General features: G+C 40.9%; 15 protein-coding genes. 5 read left to right on the top strand and 10 right to left on the bottom strand.

The features are described 5' to 3' along the window. Positions 1 to 148 precede the first annotated feature (148 nt). Positions 149 to 421, top strand: coding sequence for a hypothetical protein (locus tag N480_RS17705; RefSeq protein ID WP_063373769.1), 273 nt, complete (start codon positions 149 to 151; stop codon positions 419 to 421). A 108-nt stretch (positions 422 to 529) separates the two neighbouring features. On the opposite strand, the gene N480_RS17700 is transcribed toward N480_RS17705, so the two are convergent. The 8 genes from N480_RS17700 to N480_RS17665 all read right to left on the bottom strand — a co-directional run bounded on the left by N480_RS17700 (position 530) and on the right by N480_RS17665 (position 8,685). Further along, entirely contained in the window at positions 530 to 1,003 is a 474-nt protein-coding gene (locus N480_RS17700; protein ID WP_063373768.1) for a peroxiredoxin, read from the bottom strand. 126 nt (positions 1,004 to 1,129) lie between these two features. Next, positions 1,130 to 2,800, bottom strand: a complete 1,671-nt coding sequence (gene asnB, locus N480_RS17695; protein WP_063373767.1) for an asparagine synthase B — start codon at positions 2,798 to 2,800, stop codon at positions 1,130 to 1,132. Between the two features lie 203 nt (positions 2,801 to 3,003). Then, positions 3,004 to 3,666: a pyroglutamyl-peptidase I gene (gene pcp, locus N480_RS17690; RefSeq protein ID WP_063373766.1), complete on the bottom strand. Its 663-nt coding sequence runs from the start codon at positions 3,664 to 3,666 to the stop codon at positions 3,004 to 3,006. Beyond that, positions 3,659 to 4,681 (bottom strand): DUF979 domain-containing protein, encoded by a 1,023-nt coding sequence (locus N480_RS17685; protein ID WP_063373765.1) that lies wholly within the window; start codon positions 4,679 to 4,681, stop codon positions 3,659 to 3,661. The genes pcp and N480_RS17685 overlap by 8 nt, the downstream gene beginning before the upstream one ends. Next, entirely contained in the window at positions 4,678 to 5,418 is a 741-nt protein-coding gene (locus N480_RS17680; protein ID WP_063373764.1) for a DUF969 domain-containing protein, read from the bottom strand. The genes N480_RS17685 and N480_RS17680 overlap by 4 nt, the downstream gene beginning before the upstream one ends. Beyond that, on the bottom strand, positions 5,415 to 6,350 hold the full coding sequence (locus N480_RS17675) for a biotin-dependent carboxyltransferase family protein (RefSeq protein ID WP_063373763.1): 936 nt from the start codon (positions 6,348 to 6,350) through the stop codon (positions 5,415 to 5,417). Before N480_RS17675 ends, N480_RS17680 begins: the two co-directional genes overlap by 4 nt. Continuing rightward, a complete protein-coding gene (gene pxpB / locus N480_RS17670) occupies positions 6,344 to 7,000 on the bottom strand; it encodes a 5-oxoprolinase subunit PxpB (RefSeq protein ID WP_063373762.1) in 657 nt (218 codons plus the stop codon). Before pxpB ends, N480_RS17675 begins: the two co-directional genes overlap by 7 nt. Before the next feature lie 170 nt (positions 7,001 to 7,170). Continuing rightward, a complete protein-coding gene (locus N480_RS17665) occupies positions 7,171 to 8,685 on the bottom strand; it encodes a leucyl aminopeptidase (protein WP_063373761.1) in 1,515 nt (504 codons plus the stop codon). 410 nt (positions 8,686 to 9,095) lie between these two features. Here N480_RS17665 and msrA point away from each other — a divergent pair, with 410 nt between their 5' ends. The 3 genes from msrA (at position 9,096) to N480_RS17645 (ending at position 13,869) form a co-directional block, all read left to right on the top strand. Next, complete coding sequence (msrA, locus tag N480_RS17660; RefSeq protein WP_081231941.1) at positions 9,096 to 10,304, top strand: peptide-methionine (S)-S-oxide reductase MsrA; 1,209 nt, start codon at positions 9,096 to 9,098, stop codon at positions 10,302 to 10,304. Positions 10,305 to 11,941: 1,637 nt separating this feature from the next. Further along, a complete protein-coding gene (locus tag N480_RS17650) occupies positions 11,942 to 12,250 on the top strand; it encodes a hypothetical protein (protein WP_063373758.1) in 309 nt (102 codons plus the stop codon). Continuing rightward, positions 12,247 to 13,869 (top strand): PepSY-associated TM helix domain-containing protein, encoded by a 1,623-nt coding sequence (locus N480_RS17645; protein WP_063373757.1) that lies wholly within the window; start codon positions 12,247 to 12,249, stop codon positions 13,867 to 13,869. Before N480_RS17650 ends, N480_RS17645 begins: the two co-directional genes overlap by 4 nt. 33 nt (positions 13,870 to 13,902) lie before the next feature. Here the strand turns inward: N480_RS17645 and N480_RS17640 are convergent, their stop codons facing one another. Both N480_RS17640 and N480_RS17635 read right to left on the bottom strand, forming a co-directional pair. Then, positions 13,903 to 15,675: a sensor domain-containing diguanylate cyclase gene (locus N480_RS17640; RefSeq protein ID WP_155732890.1), complete on the bottom strand. Its 1,773-nt coding sequence runs from the start codon at positions 15,673 to 15,675 to the stop codon at positions 13,903 to 13,905. 125 nt (positions 15,676 to 15,800) lie between these two features. Then, a complete protein-coding gene (locus N480_RS17635) occupies positions 15,801 to 16,325 on the bottom strand; it encodes a TetR/AcrR family transcriptional regulator (protein ID WP_063373756.1) in 525 nt (174 codons plus the stop codon). Between the two features lie 545 nt (positions 16,326 to 16,870). Between N480_RS17635 and purE the strand changes: the two genes are divergently transcribed. Further along, a complete protein-coding gene (gene purE / locus N480_RS17625; RefSeq protein WP_063373754.1) occupies positions 16,871 to 17,353 on the top strand; it encodes a 5-(carboxyamino)imidazole ribonucleotide mutase in 483 nt (160 codons plus the stop codon).

The raw sequence follows: 17,353 nt of genomic DNA, 5'->3' as shown, positions 1-17,353 counted from the left end.
ATTAGAGCGCAATCCAGAGCGTAGTAACGCATTACCCGAAAACATAAAAGAATTTTTTCATTGATCGTTACTTTAGCTGAATAGATTAAATTTTTTGATACGGTATTATGCAGTGTTATGTAGTACAAGCGTTGGTTCAGAGGTATTAATGACAGAACTGTTTGAAGGGTTATTTTATACTGTTGCAAGAGTGGTATTAGGCATATTACGGTTGTTACACTTTCTTGCTTGGCACATTGGGGTCTCAACAGTAGGCTGGTCGATTGGCTGGTATTTTTATCGCTCTTTATCAATTGGCTTTTTCCCGCGTGAAAGTTTGGATGATGAAGAGTCATGTCATTGGTTTAAGGCGCTGGTTATCGAACTCTCGGGGTTAATGATTTTAATATCTGTGATCAAGGTATTGAGCGGTTTGCTGTAAAGATAACTGCCATCACAAACTTTTACCTTAGATGCGGTTTGCCCACAAAACAGTTAGGTGTGAAAATGATAAAAGCCGTTTTCAATTGAATACGGCTACATTATAAGGCTATAAAAGCTCTAAAATAACTTCCGCTTTACTTACTTCAAACGATTTTGGTGCTTCTAGGTTAAGTTGTGTGACGATACCGTTTTCAACTACCATTGCATAGCGCTGGGAGCGTACACCACCGAAGCTTTCTGTATCCATTTCAAGGCCTAATGCTTTAGTAAAGCTTGCGTCACCGTCACCTAGCATGCGAATTTCTTCAGCGTTATGTGCTTCGCCCCAAAACTTCATTACAAACGCGTCATTTACAGATACACACATGATGTCGTCGACACCCTTTGCTTTAATTTTATCAGCAAGAGTGACAAACCCTGGAAGGTGAGAAGCAGAACAAGTCGGCGTGAATGCGCCGGGTACGGCGAAAACAACGACCTTCTTGTTGGCAAATAAATCTTGGGTTGAAAGCGTTTGCATGCCATCAGCAGTTAATTCAGATAGTACCGACGCTGGAATATTTTGTCCTTGTTCAATCATATGGTTTTCTCTTTATATTGAATTTAGTGCAGTGTATTACTTTCTTAAACATTAAAACACCGACAAGCAGCAGGGTTATAGAGATATGTTGCCTACAGCTAATCAACTGTAGGCAAAAAGGTGGGATTAGTCATTTTTATAGGCATCATTGTGTACATTTGCCGCTCGGCCAGAAGGATCAGCATTTTCTTCAAAGCTTTTATCCCAAGCAAGAGCTTCAGGCGTTGAGCAAGCGACTGACTTTCCGTGCGGTACACATTTAGCGGCAGCGTCGCCTGGAAAGTGCTCTTCAAATATGGTGCGATAGAAAAACGCTTCTTTACTGTCAGGTGTATTGATGGGGAAACGGTATTGTGCGTTCGCTAAATCTTGATCAGAGACTTGTGCTTCAGCATACTCGCGCAGGGAGTCAATCCAAGAGTAGCCAACCCCGTCTGAGAATTGTTCTTTTTGACGCCAAAGCACATCATCAGGCAGGTAACCATCAAATGCTTCTCTGATAATGTGTTTTTCTATACGGCCTTCTTTACACATTTTATACTCTGGGTTAGTACGCATGGCGACATCGACAAACTCTTTGTCGAGGAATGGCACACGAGCTTCAACACCCCAAGCAGCCATAGACTTGTTTGCTCTCAAACAGTCGAACATATGCAACTTAGATACTTTGCGATTTAGTTCTTCGTGGAACTCTTTGCTATTAGGCGCTTTGTGGAAATAGAGGTATCCGCCAAACAACTCATCGGCGCCTTCACCAGATAACACCATTTTAATACCCATTGCTTTGATGTATCTCGCCATTAAGTACATTGGCGTAGACGCACGTATCGTGGTGACATCGTAAGTTTCAAGGTGATAGACAACTTCCTTTAAAGCATCGATACCTTGTTGAACAGTAAAGTGAATAGGGTGGTGAACAGTGCCGATTCGATCTGCAACTTTTTGTGCGGCGGCGAGATCTGGCGAACCTTCAAGCCCAATTGAGAATGAATGTAGTTTAGGCCACCAAGCATCGCTTGCGTCATTATCTTCGACACGCTTTGCTGCGTACTGCTGTGTGATAGCTGAAATTACAGAGGAGTCTAGGCCTCCGGATAATAAAACACCATAAGGTACATCACACATTAGTTGCCTTTTGACAGCTGACTCGAGTCCTTCTTTAACGTCTTTAGCGCTGGCAGCGTTGTTTTGTACCGACTCAAAACTTTGCCAATCTCTTTGATAGTATTTATGGCACGAACCTTCTTTCGAATACAAATAATGTCCTGGAGGGAACTCTTCAATTTGAGTACATATCGGCGTGAGTGCTTTCATCTCGCTGGCGACATAAAAGTTTCCATGCTGATCTCTACCTGTGTAAAGTGGAATGATACCGATATGATCTCGACCAATTAAGTAGGCGTCATTTTCTTCGTCGTACAAACAAAATGCGAAAATCCCGTTTAGATCATCCAAAAACTCAGGACCTTTTTGCTTGTAAAGTGCCAAGATAATTTCGCAGTCAGATTTAGTTTGAAACTCAAAAGGGACACTTAATGTTTCTGCAAGCGCTTTATGGTTGTATATTTCCCCATTAACCGCTAAAACGTGCGTTTTTTCTGGGTTAAATAATGGCTGGGCGCCACTTGCAACCCCTACGATTGCTAGTCTCTCATGAACTAAAATAGCTTTGTCGCTTGCATAAACACCTGACCAATCTGGTCCTCGGTGCCTAAGCTTTTTAGACATTTCAATAGCTTGCGATCTTAACTTGTCGGCTGAACCTTTTATTTCTAAAACACCAAATATTGAACACATAGTACCCTCATTCCTGTTGTGTTTGATGACGTATTTTTGTAGTTATGCTGTCGACGCAGCAGTTTTGTTGTGGTGATATTTTTACTGCTTAGAGGATATAACTATCAGAAAATTTTGCATAAGTCACATACAAAATTACCAACATAAAGCGGAGTGAATGTAACCACTTTAGTGCGGTTTTGCACCAAAGTGGTTAGAAAGGATCAGTGTGTTGTGCCTGCCGCGATTTCGAGATCCTGATCGTGTCTTAAGGCTGACGAAATCATCGATTTCAGGGCGGAAATCACAGTAGACTGAGACATACTTGGTGCACCGTTATGGTGCACGGCTTGGCTAGGCAAATAAGGAATGTGAATAAAACCGCCCTTTAAATTTTGCTTATGATTGTCAATATAGTGGCAAAGGCCATACATAACATGATTACATACATAGGTACCCGCAGTATTTGAAATACTGGCCGGTATATGATTCTCATGCAAATCCCAAAGCATATGTTTAATAGGCAACTTGGCAAAAATAGCGTCTGGTCCACCTTTAACAACAGGCGTATCTATTGGCTGGTGGCCTGCATTATCTTGTATTCGCGCATCGTTAATGTTGATTGCAATGCGCTCTATACTGATATCACTTCTACCTCCGGCTTGGCCAACGCATAAAACAAGTGCGGGTTCATGCAACGCGATATTGTTATAGAGTGACTCTAAGGAAGTATCAAACTCACAGGGTAATTCTCGTGTGATCACAACGTGCCCTTCGATAATAAGCCCCTCTAATTGTTGTACGGCTTGCCAAGACGGGTTTACTTTCTCACCGCCAAATGGTTCAAAGCCGGTGATCAACACTGTCGGGTGATTTGCATTAGTCATTAAAGATAACTCCATACATGAGGAAAATGTTTACAATCAACAATGCGATTGCAGTAGGGATCTGAACCTTGATCACTTGATATTTATCTTTTAAATCTAACAAAGCGGCTGGGACAATATTAAAATTAGCGGCCATAGGTGTCATCAGCGTACCGCAGTAGCCAGAGTACATGCCAATTGCAACTAATGGTGCCGGGCTTGCTCCATGGCCATGGATTAAGAAAGGTACAGCAATACCAGCTGTCATGACTGGGAATGCAGCAAATGCGTTACCCATGATCATCGTAAATAATGCCATACCAACACAGTACAACACGACCAACATGAAGCGATTATCTGGAGAAATAAACAAGGTTACAATGTCTTGTATAGCAGTGCCAGTATTTGCAACGATAAACACACCGCCTAGCATAGCTAGCATTTGCGGAAGGATGGCTGCCCAACCAATAGAGTCTACTAGTCTTCTCGATTCACCCAGTGCTTGAACGGGACTTCCAGATGTAAACTTCCAAGCCACTAGTAGTGCTCCACCGCAGGCTAATGTGAGAGACGCGAGTGTTAAGTGATTTTGATCAAAAAGAAAAACGCCACCGATATTTAGGCCACCCAAAAACAAAGTACAAATTACGGTAATGATTGGGATCAGTACTGCAGGAATAAAAAGCTTATTACCGATGCTTTGTGAATGTCGCTCTAGTTCATCTTCTTTTGGCATATTGTAGGTGCCCATCGAGACTAGGCCCAACCCAGCTAACGCAGCGATAAGTAAAACACTGACCCCAACCCATTGGTAAGTTATTGTTTCACCTAACAAGGCGATCGATAAATCACCAAATAAGAATACATTACCAAAAAGCATCCAAAATAATGCTGTGGTTAAACGTTTTGGGTGGTTTTTGTCTTGCAAAGTTTTGACGACTAAAAATAAAACAACAAACCCAATTAACAAGTAAATATTATCTATGGATAGAAGTGCAGGCTGAGCGCCCTGAGTATTTGAACTTACTGCGCTCATGCTGTCTCCTCGCTGTCGATTGATTTATTATAATTTGCTGAGGTACTCTTAAGTTCTGCGATTTTATTGCAGATTTTTGCTTCAAGTCTAGCCAGCCTAAACAAGTGAACAATTAATGCCGCAATAGCTGTCGGAATGGCCCACAAGCCAATATGAAGCGGTTCAATACCCGCAATACCATTTTCTTTCAAAAACGCATCCATGAGAAGAACAGCGCCAAATGCAATAAAAATATCTTCTCCAAAAAATACGGCGATATTATCGCAAGCGGCAGAATGCGCGCTTATCATATCTTTAACTTCCTTTGGCAATTCTCCGTGTGCGTTCGCCGCAGCGCCGAGCGCCATAGGGGCCAATAACGGACGTACTGTTTGCGCTTGACCAGCGAGGCTCAGTAATCCTAATGCAGCAGAAGACTCTCGAACCACAAAATAAACGCTGAGAATACGCGCAGTAGTAGCCCCTTTAATATTCGCAATCCAGTTTTTAGCTCTATTTTGCAGTCCATATCGTTCAAGAATGGCAATCACAGGAAGAATCAATAAAAAGCTGGCTAGCTGTCTTGAATTCATAAATTTTTCGCCAAATGTAGCAAGTAGTTCAGCGAAATTGAGGTCTACCGCCCAGCCAGTAATTAGGCCAGCTACGGTGACAACCAATAAGGGGTTGAAGCGAAAGGCAAAGCCTAACACCACAACTAAGATCCCTGTTAAAGGGAGTAGGTTAAGTTCACTCATATTAGATTCTTATCGTTATTGTTTATGGCGATTTTAAACTGAGCAAGATGTTGCTGTTGTTCAATTAACGCCTTTTTTGCATCTTGACGGGTTACTAACTCAAACGAGCAGTGCTGGTTTGAAGCAAGTTGGCTTAAATGTCTTAAATCAGCTTCAATGACTTGCGCGATGATAGGATAGCCTCCCGTTGTTTGACAATCATTACTCAGAATAATGGGTTTTCCATTAGGCGGCAATTGCACTATGCCTGGCATTACAGCTTGGCTCGGTATGCTTTGCTTGTGGCATAGGTCTAGTTTGCTATCTATGCGAATTCCCATCCTATTACTTTGAGGTAGGACTTGCCAATGTTGTTCAAATAATTGTTTGAATTGCGCTTCACTAATTAAATCTGAATGGGGTCCCGCTACAACTCGAATTTTTTTGTTGTAGGGTGGCTGAGCAGCCCCGACGCTTGGCAAAGGTGATTTACGATTGTAATCGAGCACATCGCCATCTTTAAGTGCATTTCCCGTTAATCCGCCAAAGCCAGCTTGAAGGTCGGTTGAGTTAGAGTCTAAAACAGGCTTTAATCTAAATCCGCCTTGAACAGCTAAATAGGCTCTTAGTCCATCCTTGCTTGAACTAAAAGTCAGTTTGTCACCAACTGTAGCAGAGTATCGCCAGCCACTAGCAAGCTGTTTGTTATTTAACTTTGCACCTAAATCTGACCCTGTGATTGCAAAATTAGTTGTTTCTTTGAATTCAAATTGGCATAAACCAACTGTGATTTCGATCACCGCGCAGTCATCTTCATTGTGAAGCAATGCATTGGCATAATGCATCGCAAGTGGATCGAGCACACCTGCTTGAGATACCCCTAAATGCCGATAGCCACTGCGTCCACCATCTTGTACGCAGGCTTGAATCCCTCCTTTTAAAGTTTTTAACATATGCTCTCCTTGCTTGGAATAAACTTCACAATATCTCCTGGTTGAAAAATACTTGGCGTTTTTGAGTGATGATCGAATAGTGTCATGTTTGTTTGGCCTATAAGCCGCCAACCACCGGGTGATTCACTCGGATAAACAGCTGTAAGGTCTTCTGCAATGGCCACAGAGCCTTTGGGTACATGTGTTCTGGGCGATGCCAACCTTGGTAAGTGAAGCTGTTTGTCTAGCTCTCCTAAATAAGCGAATCCGGGTAAAAAGCCTAAAAATTTGACTTGATACGCTTGAGATGAATGCAGCTCGATAACTTGAGATGGCGACAAATTGAGTAAGTTTGCGACCTCTATTAAATCAGGCCCTGATTCTCCCCCATATTGGGTCATAATTTCATGTGTTCTTGGTTGATATTGTTCAGGCTCAATATTGTCCCAAGCGTCTTGCATTTTTTGTAGCCAATAATCTGGGTCTTGCGAATGCATTAAGTAACCAGTGATCGTTGTTTTAGCGGGAACGATATCAATAAAGACTTTTTGTTGCCGCATCCAAGTATGCATCGCAAATAGTTTATTTTGTTGCTGCTGTGATAGGGTCGTTTGGGCGATTTCGATAACGAGTGCACGTTCGCCCAAAATATAGGTCTTGTTGTTTGTCATTCAATTGTCTTTACTGTGATTAGAACGCGACTTGATTATTATATTTTTGTTGTCATTACATTTTGGTTGCGCATTCAATATACATTTTTGGAAGAAGTGTGACCATACGATAAAAGGGTATAACCAATACAAAAAGGCCATGCTGATGCATGGCCTTTCTCTTAAAATGATTAATTACCGCTCAATAACCATTCACTTAGAATTCTTACACCGTAACCAGTGCCACCGGCAGGTACTTCATCTTTGGTTTTCTTAGAAATTGCGTTACCTGCAATATCTAAGTGTACCCAGCGAGTATCGCCAACAAAGTGTTGTAAGAAAGTAGCCGCTGTAGAAGCACCAGGGCCATATGAACCAATGTTAGTTAGATCTGCAATGTCTGATTTTAATGCACCTTTATAGCCAAGCGGTAGCCTCCAGACTTGCTCGTTTACAGTTTTACCGGCCAAAGTGAACTCTTTAACAAGCTGATCATCTTCAGAAAAAATAGCTGAGTAGTCGTTACCCACAGCTCTAATTTTAGAGCCCGTAAGAGTTGCCACATCTACCATGATTTCTGGCTTGTAAAATTGACGAGCATACCAAAGTGCATCACTTAAAATCAGTCGACCTTCGGCATCTGTATTTAATACTTCGACGCTTAAACCTTCCGCAGTGCGCAGCACGTCACCTGGTGCGAAAGAGTTTTCAGAAACCATATTGGCGGCCATCGGCATAACGGCTACAACGTTAACATCCGCTTTTGCCTTTGCCATTGCTTGGACAGTGCCTAAAACAGCGGCTGCACCTGCCATGTCCACTTTCATTAAAGCAATTGATTTACCCGTTTTTACGTTGTAGCCACCTGAGTCAAAAGTAATCCCTTTACCTACTAGGGCGATAGGTGTGTCGTTATTGCCTTTATAGTGTGCAATAACCAATCGAGAACCTTGCGCACTGCCGCGACCGACGGCTTCTAGGGCACCCATGCCAAGTTCTTTGATTTCAGCAGGCTCTAATACCTTTACTTCAACACCATACTGCTCAAGTTCTTTTGCTGCTTTGGCAAAGTCTACAGGTGTCATTTCTGAGGCGATTTCAGAGGTTAGATCACGTGCTAAGAAAACACCTGATTGAATGTGCTCAAGTGTTAAATATTCTTTTGCGGCTTTACGCTTGCTGTCTACGTCGATGCTATAGCTAACGTTAAAGGTATTTGGCTCTTTTTTGTATACTTCGAAAGTGTGGTCACGAAGGTTAATACCATGTGCTAATTGAGCAGCAAGCTCTGAGTTGTTAATTTCACCCTCAAAGTTTTCAAAAGCAATGGCGACAGTCTCTGACTTTTTAGCCTCGAGTTGTGCATGTAGGTTGCCACCGAGCTTTGTCATTTTACTTGCGTTTAGTTCATCTTCTTTACCTAAGCCAACAACAACAATGCGTGCGTACTCAGAAGAAACAGGGGCCAAAACTTCTACAGTTTTACCGAATTTACCTTGGAATTCTTCGCTTTCTAGTGCTTTATTTAATTGCGCTCTTGTCGCCTTATCTAAAAATTTCAATGCAGGCTTTTGGTCTTCAGTTTTGAATACAACTAAAGATTTAGCTTCTTGCAGCTTTGAGGTGAATTGAATATCGGCTGCTTGTACAGAGACTGATGCGCCTAGGGCAACGGCAATCGTTGAAAGACGAGAAATAAAAGACATGTTAAAAATCCTCTGAATATTGAGTGACAACGTTTTACCTTATTTTCAATATCATATTAATTGAATGTCGTTGAATTGCTTGGATTCTAGGGTGAGTTGCAAGTGCAACTTGAAATAACTCACTGTGATTATAGTGTAGCAATTGGTTATACGGTTTGCAGCAGATTGAAAACCGAACATGAGTAGAGTGTTTAAGCCGATACGTTACTGTTAATTAGTTTAAAAACGATTTTGCTTAACTAAAAATTTCTAAGGGTAATCCCCTAAATAGCCAGTTCGATTGAAATGGATTTGACTGAAGTGCGGTCTGATTAGTCAGATAAACAAAATTAAGGAGCATATGTGTGAAAAGTAATCTAATAGTTGCTTTTGTACTAGGCTGTTACACTTTTAGCGCGTTTGGTAGTGAGATGCCAAAACCGCAAATGGACAATGCAAGCGTCAACGTAGAAACCATCGTGTTGGGTTCTGGGTGCTTTTGGGGGCCTGAAAAACGTTACGAAGCGATGATAGGGGTCATTGATGCCGAGTCTGGGTACGCAGACGGTAAAGGCTTTAAAGCAACCTATAAAAATATCATTAGTTCGCAAAGAAGGTTTGACGATAATAACTATGCAGAGGTGGTTAAAGTAACTTACAACGCTAACTTGCTTTCAACAGAGCGTTTAATCAAAGCATATTTTGAAAGCCACGATCCCACACAGAAAAATAGACAGGGCAATGATGTCGGTACGCAATACAGATCCGTGATCTTGTATAGTAATGATGAGCAAAAAGAAACAGCTTTTCGACTCAAGTCTGAATACCAGCTCCTGTTACAGAAAAAAGGGTATAACGATATTCAAACCAAGATAAAGCCGCTTAAAAAGTTTTATCCGGCAGAGGAGTATCATCAAAATTATTTAGCTAAAAACCCGAACGGATATTGTCCAGACCACAGCACTGGCGTTACTTTTAATAAAACGGTTGATAAGCCTGCAATAGACAATCAAGCGCTGCTCAAAGGTAAGCACATCGTGGTTCTAGATTCTCGTAGTTATTGTCCATATTGCGAAAAATTTAAAAATAATGTCGTAAACGATTATGAAGGTTCGATTCCATTACACTATAGATATGCTGACCAACTAAAGGGATTAGAGATCATGTCGGCTACATGGGCTACACCGACTATCATTCTTATTGAAAATGGCAAGGAGGTGACAGGCTTTCAAGGTTACATGGACAGAGAAACTTTTTACAAAGTACTGGGTGCATTTAAACTAGGCGACTCGGAAGCCTACGATATAGCCTTTCAAAAGGGGACTGAAAGACCTTTTTGTAAACAGTATGATATTTTCAAGAATACACCGGACGGAATGTTTGTTGATAAACTAAGCGGAGCTCCTCTTTTTGATACTCGGGATAGGTTTAATTCAGGTACGGGGTGGTTATCGTTCAAATACCCAGTTAAAGATAGTGTCACTTATCATAGAGATCTGAGTCATGGGATGGTAAGAACAGAGATAAGGTCAAAATCGTCGGGAATTCACCTTGGGCATGTTTTTAAAAACGAGGGACCAAATGGCACAGACCGTTATTGTATTAACGCGACGGTGTTAGACTTCAAAGCACGAGGCTAAGGCCACATGTATAGCTCTATTGCCCTTGCTTGAAATGCTAGGGCAATCATATCCCATTGTTAAACTGCTCACAGCAAAATAAACGACCCTCAGTGTTTTTAACCAGCCACTTATTTCGTACGGTATTTGCGAATCTAATCAAACTCACTTTTAACTTTAGTTCTAGTGTAAACGCTAGACAATATAACGACATAGCGCCGTTAATTACGATCTGGTCGATAAACACGTAGCCCTAAACTTTTTATTGTCAAACATAAAGAAGTTCATTATCTTGTGTTGCCAATAGAGTGGCAAATAGTCTTATTTTGAGCAATTGGGAGTTTTATGTTCGAATTAAACACGCGGTATAACGAACGGCATAAAGGGCTATCGTTTTGGTAGAGTCTTTAGAGTTCTTTAGGGCTACATTTGCCTTGTTCAATCAGTTTCTTTTATTCAGTCTTTTGTTGCTTCTACCTGTTTATCTATTTAAATGGCGTGTTCAGCTGGTGTCGTTGATCAAAACAAAAGAGGGAAGTGATTTATTTCATCAACAGGCGTGTTGGATTATTGTCGCTTCTATGGCTTTATTAAACTGGTTCGGTAGTGTGTACACCGATGAATTAGTACTTAGTTTAAGTACAGATTACATCACTAAGAGGAAGCTATTTTATTTATGCAAAATGCTATTTGTTCTATTTGCAGCCGCCTCTTTATATGCGCTTCATAAGTTCACTAAAGTCCATATAGAGCAGCCTTCGAAGCTTTTTGTATATATGTTAATTAATAACCTGACGCTTTGCTTTATTCAATTCATATTGCGAGGCTACGAGATCACAGAGGTTTTTAATGTTCCATACCTTTTCATGGCTATGTTTGTTCAAACCGTGGTTCACATGTATATCGTTTGCTACCCGTATCGTGAATTCTTGTCTAAAAGCATGAAGCTTAAGCTTTAAAATATTAAACGGGAGACTTAGAAATCCCGTTCTTTTTTAATTGGTACTAACGTTGTAAACACCTAGCAATTGACTATTAAACCGCTTAAGCTAGCCTCCAACCAGTGTGAATAATGACTTTCAATAACTACCCATTACTCAAAACTCATCACTCTGATATAAAGTGCAGTAGTGCCCGCACTCTAGACAAAAACTAGCTACGAATAAGCGGTTTTTTGCTGTGCCTTCGTTAATTAAACTAAAATATTGCTAACATTGGGTTTAATACGGCACATAGCGATCATGTTATAGGTAACGTATTTGGTCTAACAAAGCGATTATTATGAGCCAATTCATTAAGTAGAATGCAATGTAATAATAACCATTATCATTACGTTCCTGTTTTGTTTATAATCCGCAAGTATGTGTAAATGAACAATGCGAAACAAGGAGCACGCGTTTGTATACTTTTTTGATAGTACTGCTAGTCACAACTGGCATACTGCTAATCTACCTAACTAGCCGTCACCAACGATTATTAAAAAATCCATTAAGCAAATTATCTAAAAGGCTCGGATATATATTTTTGTTGATGGGCATGATCATAGCGCTATTAAATTTTACGGCTTCTGCTGCGGTCTTTCTATGGTTGGTGACTTTAATGACAGCGCTGTTTAGCGTTCCCATGCTTATTTTGGTATTGAGGAGAAACTAGCAGTTATGAATGAATCTAAAATTCAGTCTCATTGGTGGAGTAAAACGCTTGCTGGCATTTTTGCAGGTTTCTTTTTGAGTATAGGGGTTGTGGGTATTTTCGCATGGCTAGGCCCAGATGGGTTGACTCAGCATATTTCTGAAGAGCAGCGGCTTTGGAAAACACAGTTTAACATGTGGATTATTACACCTATTTGGTTAATCGTTTTGAGTTTTGTCTACTTATTTAGAACAGGCAAACAAGCTTGGACTTGGCTAGGTGGTTTTGCGTGCTTAACAATTGCCATCGTAGCGGGTTTAAGGGGCATGCTATGAAAATAAGATCTGATATTCTTAGAACTTATCAAAGCGTACACACATGGACTGGCATAACTGCGGGTTTACTACTATTTATCGGCTTTTTTGCAGGTGCATTGACGATGTTTGGTAGTGCGATTGATGACTGGGCAACGCCTCCTGATTATCAATTACAGCAAGTTGCTACCGGGCAGCATGATGTTTTATTACGACAAGTTTTTGCTGCATATCCTGATACTGTAGGTAATGTTACAGTAAGCTTTGATGAACATAGTTCACCTGTATACTGGTATGACAGTGGCTCAGCAGGCGGATTTTCGCTTGATGATCAAATGATGCACGCCACTTTGGATGCGCAAGGTAAGTTGGTATCAGAATTGCGGCATGTAAATGAACTGTCGATGCTTATCGATTATTTACACCGTTCTGCTGGTATCATTGGTGAAATAGGCCATGACCAAGCTGGTGTGTACGTGTTAGGCATTGCTGCCTTTTTGTATTTTATTGCACTAGTGTCCGGCTTGATATTTTTATTACCTAGTTTATTAAAAAGCTTTTTTGCATTACGCAAGGAAAAAGGTGCCAATAGATTTTGGCTCGATAGTCATAACCTTGTGGGTATTGCGAGTTTGCCTTTTCATATCATCATAGCTGTTACAGTCGTTGTATTTTCATTTCATGATTTGTTCTACGCCGGATTGAGTCAGGTATATGGTGATAAACCTCTTTTTGGTGGTGATGAGCACCACAAAGAGGTACGTTATGAGGTCAGTGCTTTACCTAATTTAAATGACATTCGCAAACGAGTTGAGGACTATGCGCCTGGCTACGAGGTTATAAGTATAAATTTACGTGGATTAAACAGTGAGCATCCTTCGGCAAGTGTCGCAGTTTTGAGCGAAGCGTCATTTATGCGAGGCCCGCATAGCGACTTTTTATTTATGAATCCATTCACTTTAGAGGTAGACACAAGCAGTGTGATAAATGGTAATGGACAGCAGGGGGTTTGGGGATCTGTCGTAAAAACCTTCTTTGGCCTGCACTTTGGGAGTTATGGCGGAGAGATAGGTCGTTGGCTCTATTTTATCATGGGGTTGGGCGGTGCTTTCTTATTTTACAGTGGTAACTTGATTTGGCTTGAAAAGCGGCGCAAGAAACAACAGGTTACGCAAAGTAAATCCAGCAATTTCATGGCAAGCCTTACGGTTGGCGTGTGTCTTGGTAGTGCAATCGGTATCGCAGGTACTTTTGCAGCAAGCAAGTGGCTTACTTTGACCGCCCTAAATATCAATATTGCATACATGTGGGTGTATTACAGCTTGTTTTTTGCTGCGACAATAGGCGCTTTTGCTTTAGGTGCAGCAAGGTTTAGTCTTGTTGGCCTGCATAGCTTTTCACTATTATGTTTAATTGTACCTTTAACTTCTTTATGCGGATTATTGCTGCCTAACATGGGAATTTGGGTGCCTTCATCTACCGCTGACTTAGGCGTTGAAGCTGGCGCACTTTGTTTTGCGATAGCTGGTTTAGTGGCTGCAAAAAGAGTCAAGCATAGGGTGTATCACGGAGAAGTAAACAGTATTTGGTATTGCCAAAAATTAACTTCATCAAAGGCGTCATCTGCACACCTTGCATAGTCATAAAAGAGCCAGATAGATATCTACTGGCTCTTAAGTATCTAGTGTGGACCCAAGAGAAACTTGGTTTCTGCCATGTTGCTTTGCGCAATAGAGCGCCATGTCGGCTTGTTTTATTAACCTATGCGGTTCCAAGTCATGACCCCATCCCGTGGTAACACCAATACTTACTGTCATTTTTATCGCACAATCGTCGAATCTAACGGCCGTCGCTTGTGTTCTTTTGCGGATTATCTCTCCAAGTTCAAGCGCGTCATGCTCATTACATTCCGGTAATAAAATACAAAACTCCTCACCACCATATCTAGCTACAGTGTCACCAGCTCTTATGCATGCACCTTTTAATACATTAGCGATTTGAGAGAGGCACTTATCACCACATTGATGGCCGTATGTGTCATTTACCTTTTTAAAGTGATCGATATCTACCATCAACAGGCTAATTGAGTGTCCAAACCGTTTAGCGCGCAAGCATTCTGTATTTAGCGCTTCATTCAAGCTTCTGCGATTAAATACTTGGGTTAGCTCGTCTATTCTAGAGGTGTGTTTTAATTTATCATATGCATCTTGGAGCTCTCTTGTTCGTGACTCGACCTCTACCTCGAGTAATTGATTTGCTTTTCTTATCTCTGACATACTCTTAGCTTGCGCGATAAAACGTTTTTTTCGTTCAGAGTTGATGCGTTCAGCCATAGCAAAAGATAGGCATGCGACTTCAATTGAAGTACCAATAGTTAAAGCATGCTCTGTAAACCAGTTACTGGGTATGAAGTTAAACTTGTTAGCCGCGAGAATTATTCCGCCACATAGCGCAGCGTTCCAAGCTAGTGAATAATACGTTGAAAAGTGAGAGCCTTCGAATAGTCTGACTGTTCGTGTGATCACTCCCCACAGACATGCAATCGATGCGTAAGTGATTATTACACGAATCATCACGCTGTAGCTAAAGTACATTGAAAGAAATAACAGTATGACTCCTGTCAGAGCGATAAACACACAGCCATAATAGAGTGTTTTACTGTTTTTACGCAGCTCCAAGAGCCGAACAATAAACAATGTGCCGGCGAGTACCGCTGATATCAAAAAAAACAAGATAGATTGGTCATTCCACCAAAGACTATTTTGCCATAGATACCTGAAACCAAGACCTGAAAGACTCATATAGAAAGCGATGATCGCACTGACGTAAACAACATAGTAAAGCAGGGTTTTGTCTCTAAGTGAGAAATACATGAGTAGGTTGTAAATAGCCATTACACTCATTAGGCCAAAGTAAGCGCCTAAGAACAGCATATTAATTTGGTCTGTTTCGTAGAACTTTTGCCGTGACCATAAACGAAGTGGGACCTGAAGCGCACTAGAAGAGGCTACTTTAATGTATAAAACAAGTTCTCCTGAAACCTCTGTTGAGATTGGTATTACATAGTTGTGGTGTTGTATTGGTCTATCATAAAATACTTGTTTGTCGCCGAGCTTAGCGTATGTAATAACTTCATCTTGCTGCATTAAATACAGTTTTAAACTATCGAGTACAGGGTAAGCAATCTCCAAAAAATAGGATTGGCTTGTGTCTTGAACGGTAAAGTTAACTTTTATCCAGTAATGGCGAGATGTGTAACCTAAGTTTAAGTTATCCAACTTGTTCTCGTGCCATGAAGATTCTGGCAAAGAGAGCACGTCAACAATGCCAAAGTCATTGTCTTGTATATATTTGCTTTGAGAGCTGAGGTTTACGTAATTATTAGTTTGGCCAGCAATTGAAAGCTCACTGCCACTGACAACCCAACCACAGCACAGTAAAAACACGAAAAATATTTTCACAATAGAAGTAGAATTTTGTCTTACAGCGCAATGTAAAGCTTAGGAAGGGAATTTAGTTTGGGCAAACGTGATGTGACGTAAAACACATAAGAACACATCTTACATGCTCGTTATGTATGTATCATTTGAAGCTTCGCCGTTAATATTGAAACCATTTGAACAGGGGATAGCGCTTCGTTGTTTAGACCATGAAGTAAAGTCATAAAATAGCAGTCCATCATAGCAGATGCTTTCATATCGTCATATTTATGCCCTTCGAAAAGCATCTGCTTAAAACTATCTACTTGCTGCTCAAAGTATTGGCTGTGCCACATAAGGTCTTTTAATAGTTCTTTGCTGAAAGATCTGTTCTCGCAATAAAAGCTGTATAAGTATTTGGCATAGTGACGCAGTCTTAGCCTTGGGCTGGTTTGCTCGTTTTCTGCATGTGCCTTTGCGATGACAGCATCTATTTGCTGATGCATTGCCAATTTCAAAATATCAATCTTATTGGGGAAGTGGCTAAAAACAGTACCAGTAGCCACAGAGGCGTGAGTTGCTATCTGCCTAGTTGTCGTTTCTGCATAGCCAAAATCTTGAAAAAGCTGCCAGCTCACGTCAAGAATTTTCTGTGCTGTTTTCTCTCTCTTTTTCATATTAAATCAATGTTTTGTAGACTGTGAAGAGGATATCATAAAACCTTCGCAATGTAATAAATATATCTTTAACTTGACTAAAGTGAGCGCGCTCATTAAATTAATTGAGCGCGCTCAAATATTAGGGAGATATTTAATGATAACGCGAGTTCTAGGGTCTTTAATTTTCCTACCATTTATATTTTTTTATAGCTACATATTGGGTCCTGTTTTAAAAATTGTCCTCCTGCCTGGAGGGCTCGCTTTGTTGTTTTTGATACTCGGCCCAAAAGCCTTTATGCAACATTGGGAAGCGGCCAATAGTGAAACAAAACAAACAGAACCAACCGAACAGGGAGATGTGGCTTAAGCAATCAACTAACCTCAATGCTCTGTAGTAAAAAACAAAGCAGCCCCAGATGTTTACAATAAAAAACCGCTCTTAGCGGTTTTTTACCTTTATGCTGTTCGCTTTAACTTTTCTCTCGGGTATAATACTCGCGATTTCGGCGCAACCCCTTTAGCGCTGTAGTAAGTATCGTTTAATTTAGAATTGAGGAAATATTATGACGGTTGGCATTATTATGGGTTCAAAATCTGATTGGCCTACAATGCAACATGCGGCGGAAATGTTAGACAAGTTTGGCATCGAATATGAAACAAAAGTAGTTTCAGCTCATCGCACTCCTCAATTATTGGCCGATTATGCAACGACGGCAGCAGAGCGTGGTATTAAAGTTATCATCGCGGGTGCGGGTGGTGCAGCGCATTTACCAGGCATGGCGGCGGCTTTCACTAGCCTACCTGTATTGGGTGTACCAGTTAAATCAAAAACATTAAACGGTGTAGACTCGTTACTTTCAATTTGCCAAATGCCAAAAGGCGTAGCTGTAGGCACGTTAGCAATAGGCGACGCGGGCGCAGCTAATGCGGGTTTGTTAGCCGCTCAAATATTAGGTTGTCAGCAACCTGAAATATTCGAAAAAGTTGAAGCGTTCCGAAAAGCTCAAACAGAAACAATTTTAGCTAACCCAAATCCTGCAGAATAA

The organism is Pseudoalteromonas luteoviolacea S2607, from assembly GCF_001625575.1.
GTDB classification, from domain to species: Bacteria; Pseudomonadota; Gammaproteobacteria; order Enterobacterales; family Alteromonadaceae; genus Pseudoalteromonas; species Pseudoalteromonas luteoviolacea_E.
Note: the sequence above shows the minus strand (reverse complement) of the source record. Positions and strands in the feature narration are given on the sequence as shown.

Excerpts from the sequence above, each read along its gene's own strand:
- purE (WP_063373754.1), top strand. The coding sequence starts at position 16,871 with ATGACGGTTGGCATTATTATGGGTTCAAAATCTGATTGGCCTACAATG.
- N480_RS17675 (WP_063373763.1), bottom strand. The coding sequence starts at position 6,350 with ATGTTAAAAACTTTAAAAGGAGGGATTCAAGCCTGCGTACAAGATGGT.
- N480_RS17650 (WP_063373758.1), top strand. The coding sequence starts at position 11,942 with ATGAATGAATCTAAAATTCAGTCTCATTGGTGGAGTAAAACGCTTGCT.
- msrA (WP_081231941.1), top strand. The coding sequence starts at position 9,096 with ATGCCAAAACCGCAAATGGACAATGCAAGCGTCAACGTAGAAACCATC.
- N480_RS17705 (WP_063373769.1), top strand. The coding sequence starts at position 149 with ATGACAGAACTGTTTGAAGGGTTATTTTATACTGTTGCAAGAGTGGTA.
- N480_RS17680 (WP_063373764.1), bottom strand. The coding sequence starts at position 5,418 with ATGAGTGAACTTAACCTACTCCCTTTAACAGGGATCTTAGTTGTGGTG.
- N480_RS17635 (WP_063373756.1), bottom strand. The coding sequence starts at position 16,325 with ATGAAAAAGAGAGAGAAAACAGCACAGAAAATTCTTGACGTGAGCTGG.
- N480_RS17685 (WP_063373765.1), bottom strand. The coding sequence starts at position 4,681 with ATGAGCGCAGTAAGTTCAAATACTCAGGGCGCTCAGCCTGCACTTCTA.
- N480_RS17665 (WP_063373761.1), bottom strand. The coding sequence starts at position 8,685 with ATGTCTTTTATTTCTCGTCTTTCAACGATTGCCGTTGCCCTAGGCGCA.
- N480_RS17700 (WP_063373768.1), bottom strand. The coding sequence starts at position 1,003 with ATGATTGAACAAGGACAAAATATTCCAGCGTCGGTACTATCTGAATTA.
- pxpB (WP_063373762.1), bottom strand. The coding sequence starts at position 7,000 with ATGACAAACAACAAGACCTATATTTTGGGCGAACGTGCACTCGTTATC.
- pcp (WP_063373766.1), bottom strand. The coding sequence starts at position 3,666 with ATGACTAATGCAAATCACCCGACAGTGTTGATCACCGGCTTTGAACCA.
- N480_RS17645 (WP_063373757.1), top strand. The coding sequence starts at position 12,247 with ATGAAAATAAGATCTGATATTCTTAGAACTTATCAAAGCGTACACACA.
- asnB (WP_063373767.1), bottom strand. The coding sequence starts at position 2,800 with ATGTGTTCAATATTTGGTGTTTTAGAAATAAAAGGTTCAGCCGACAAG.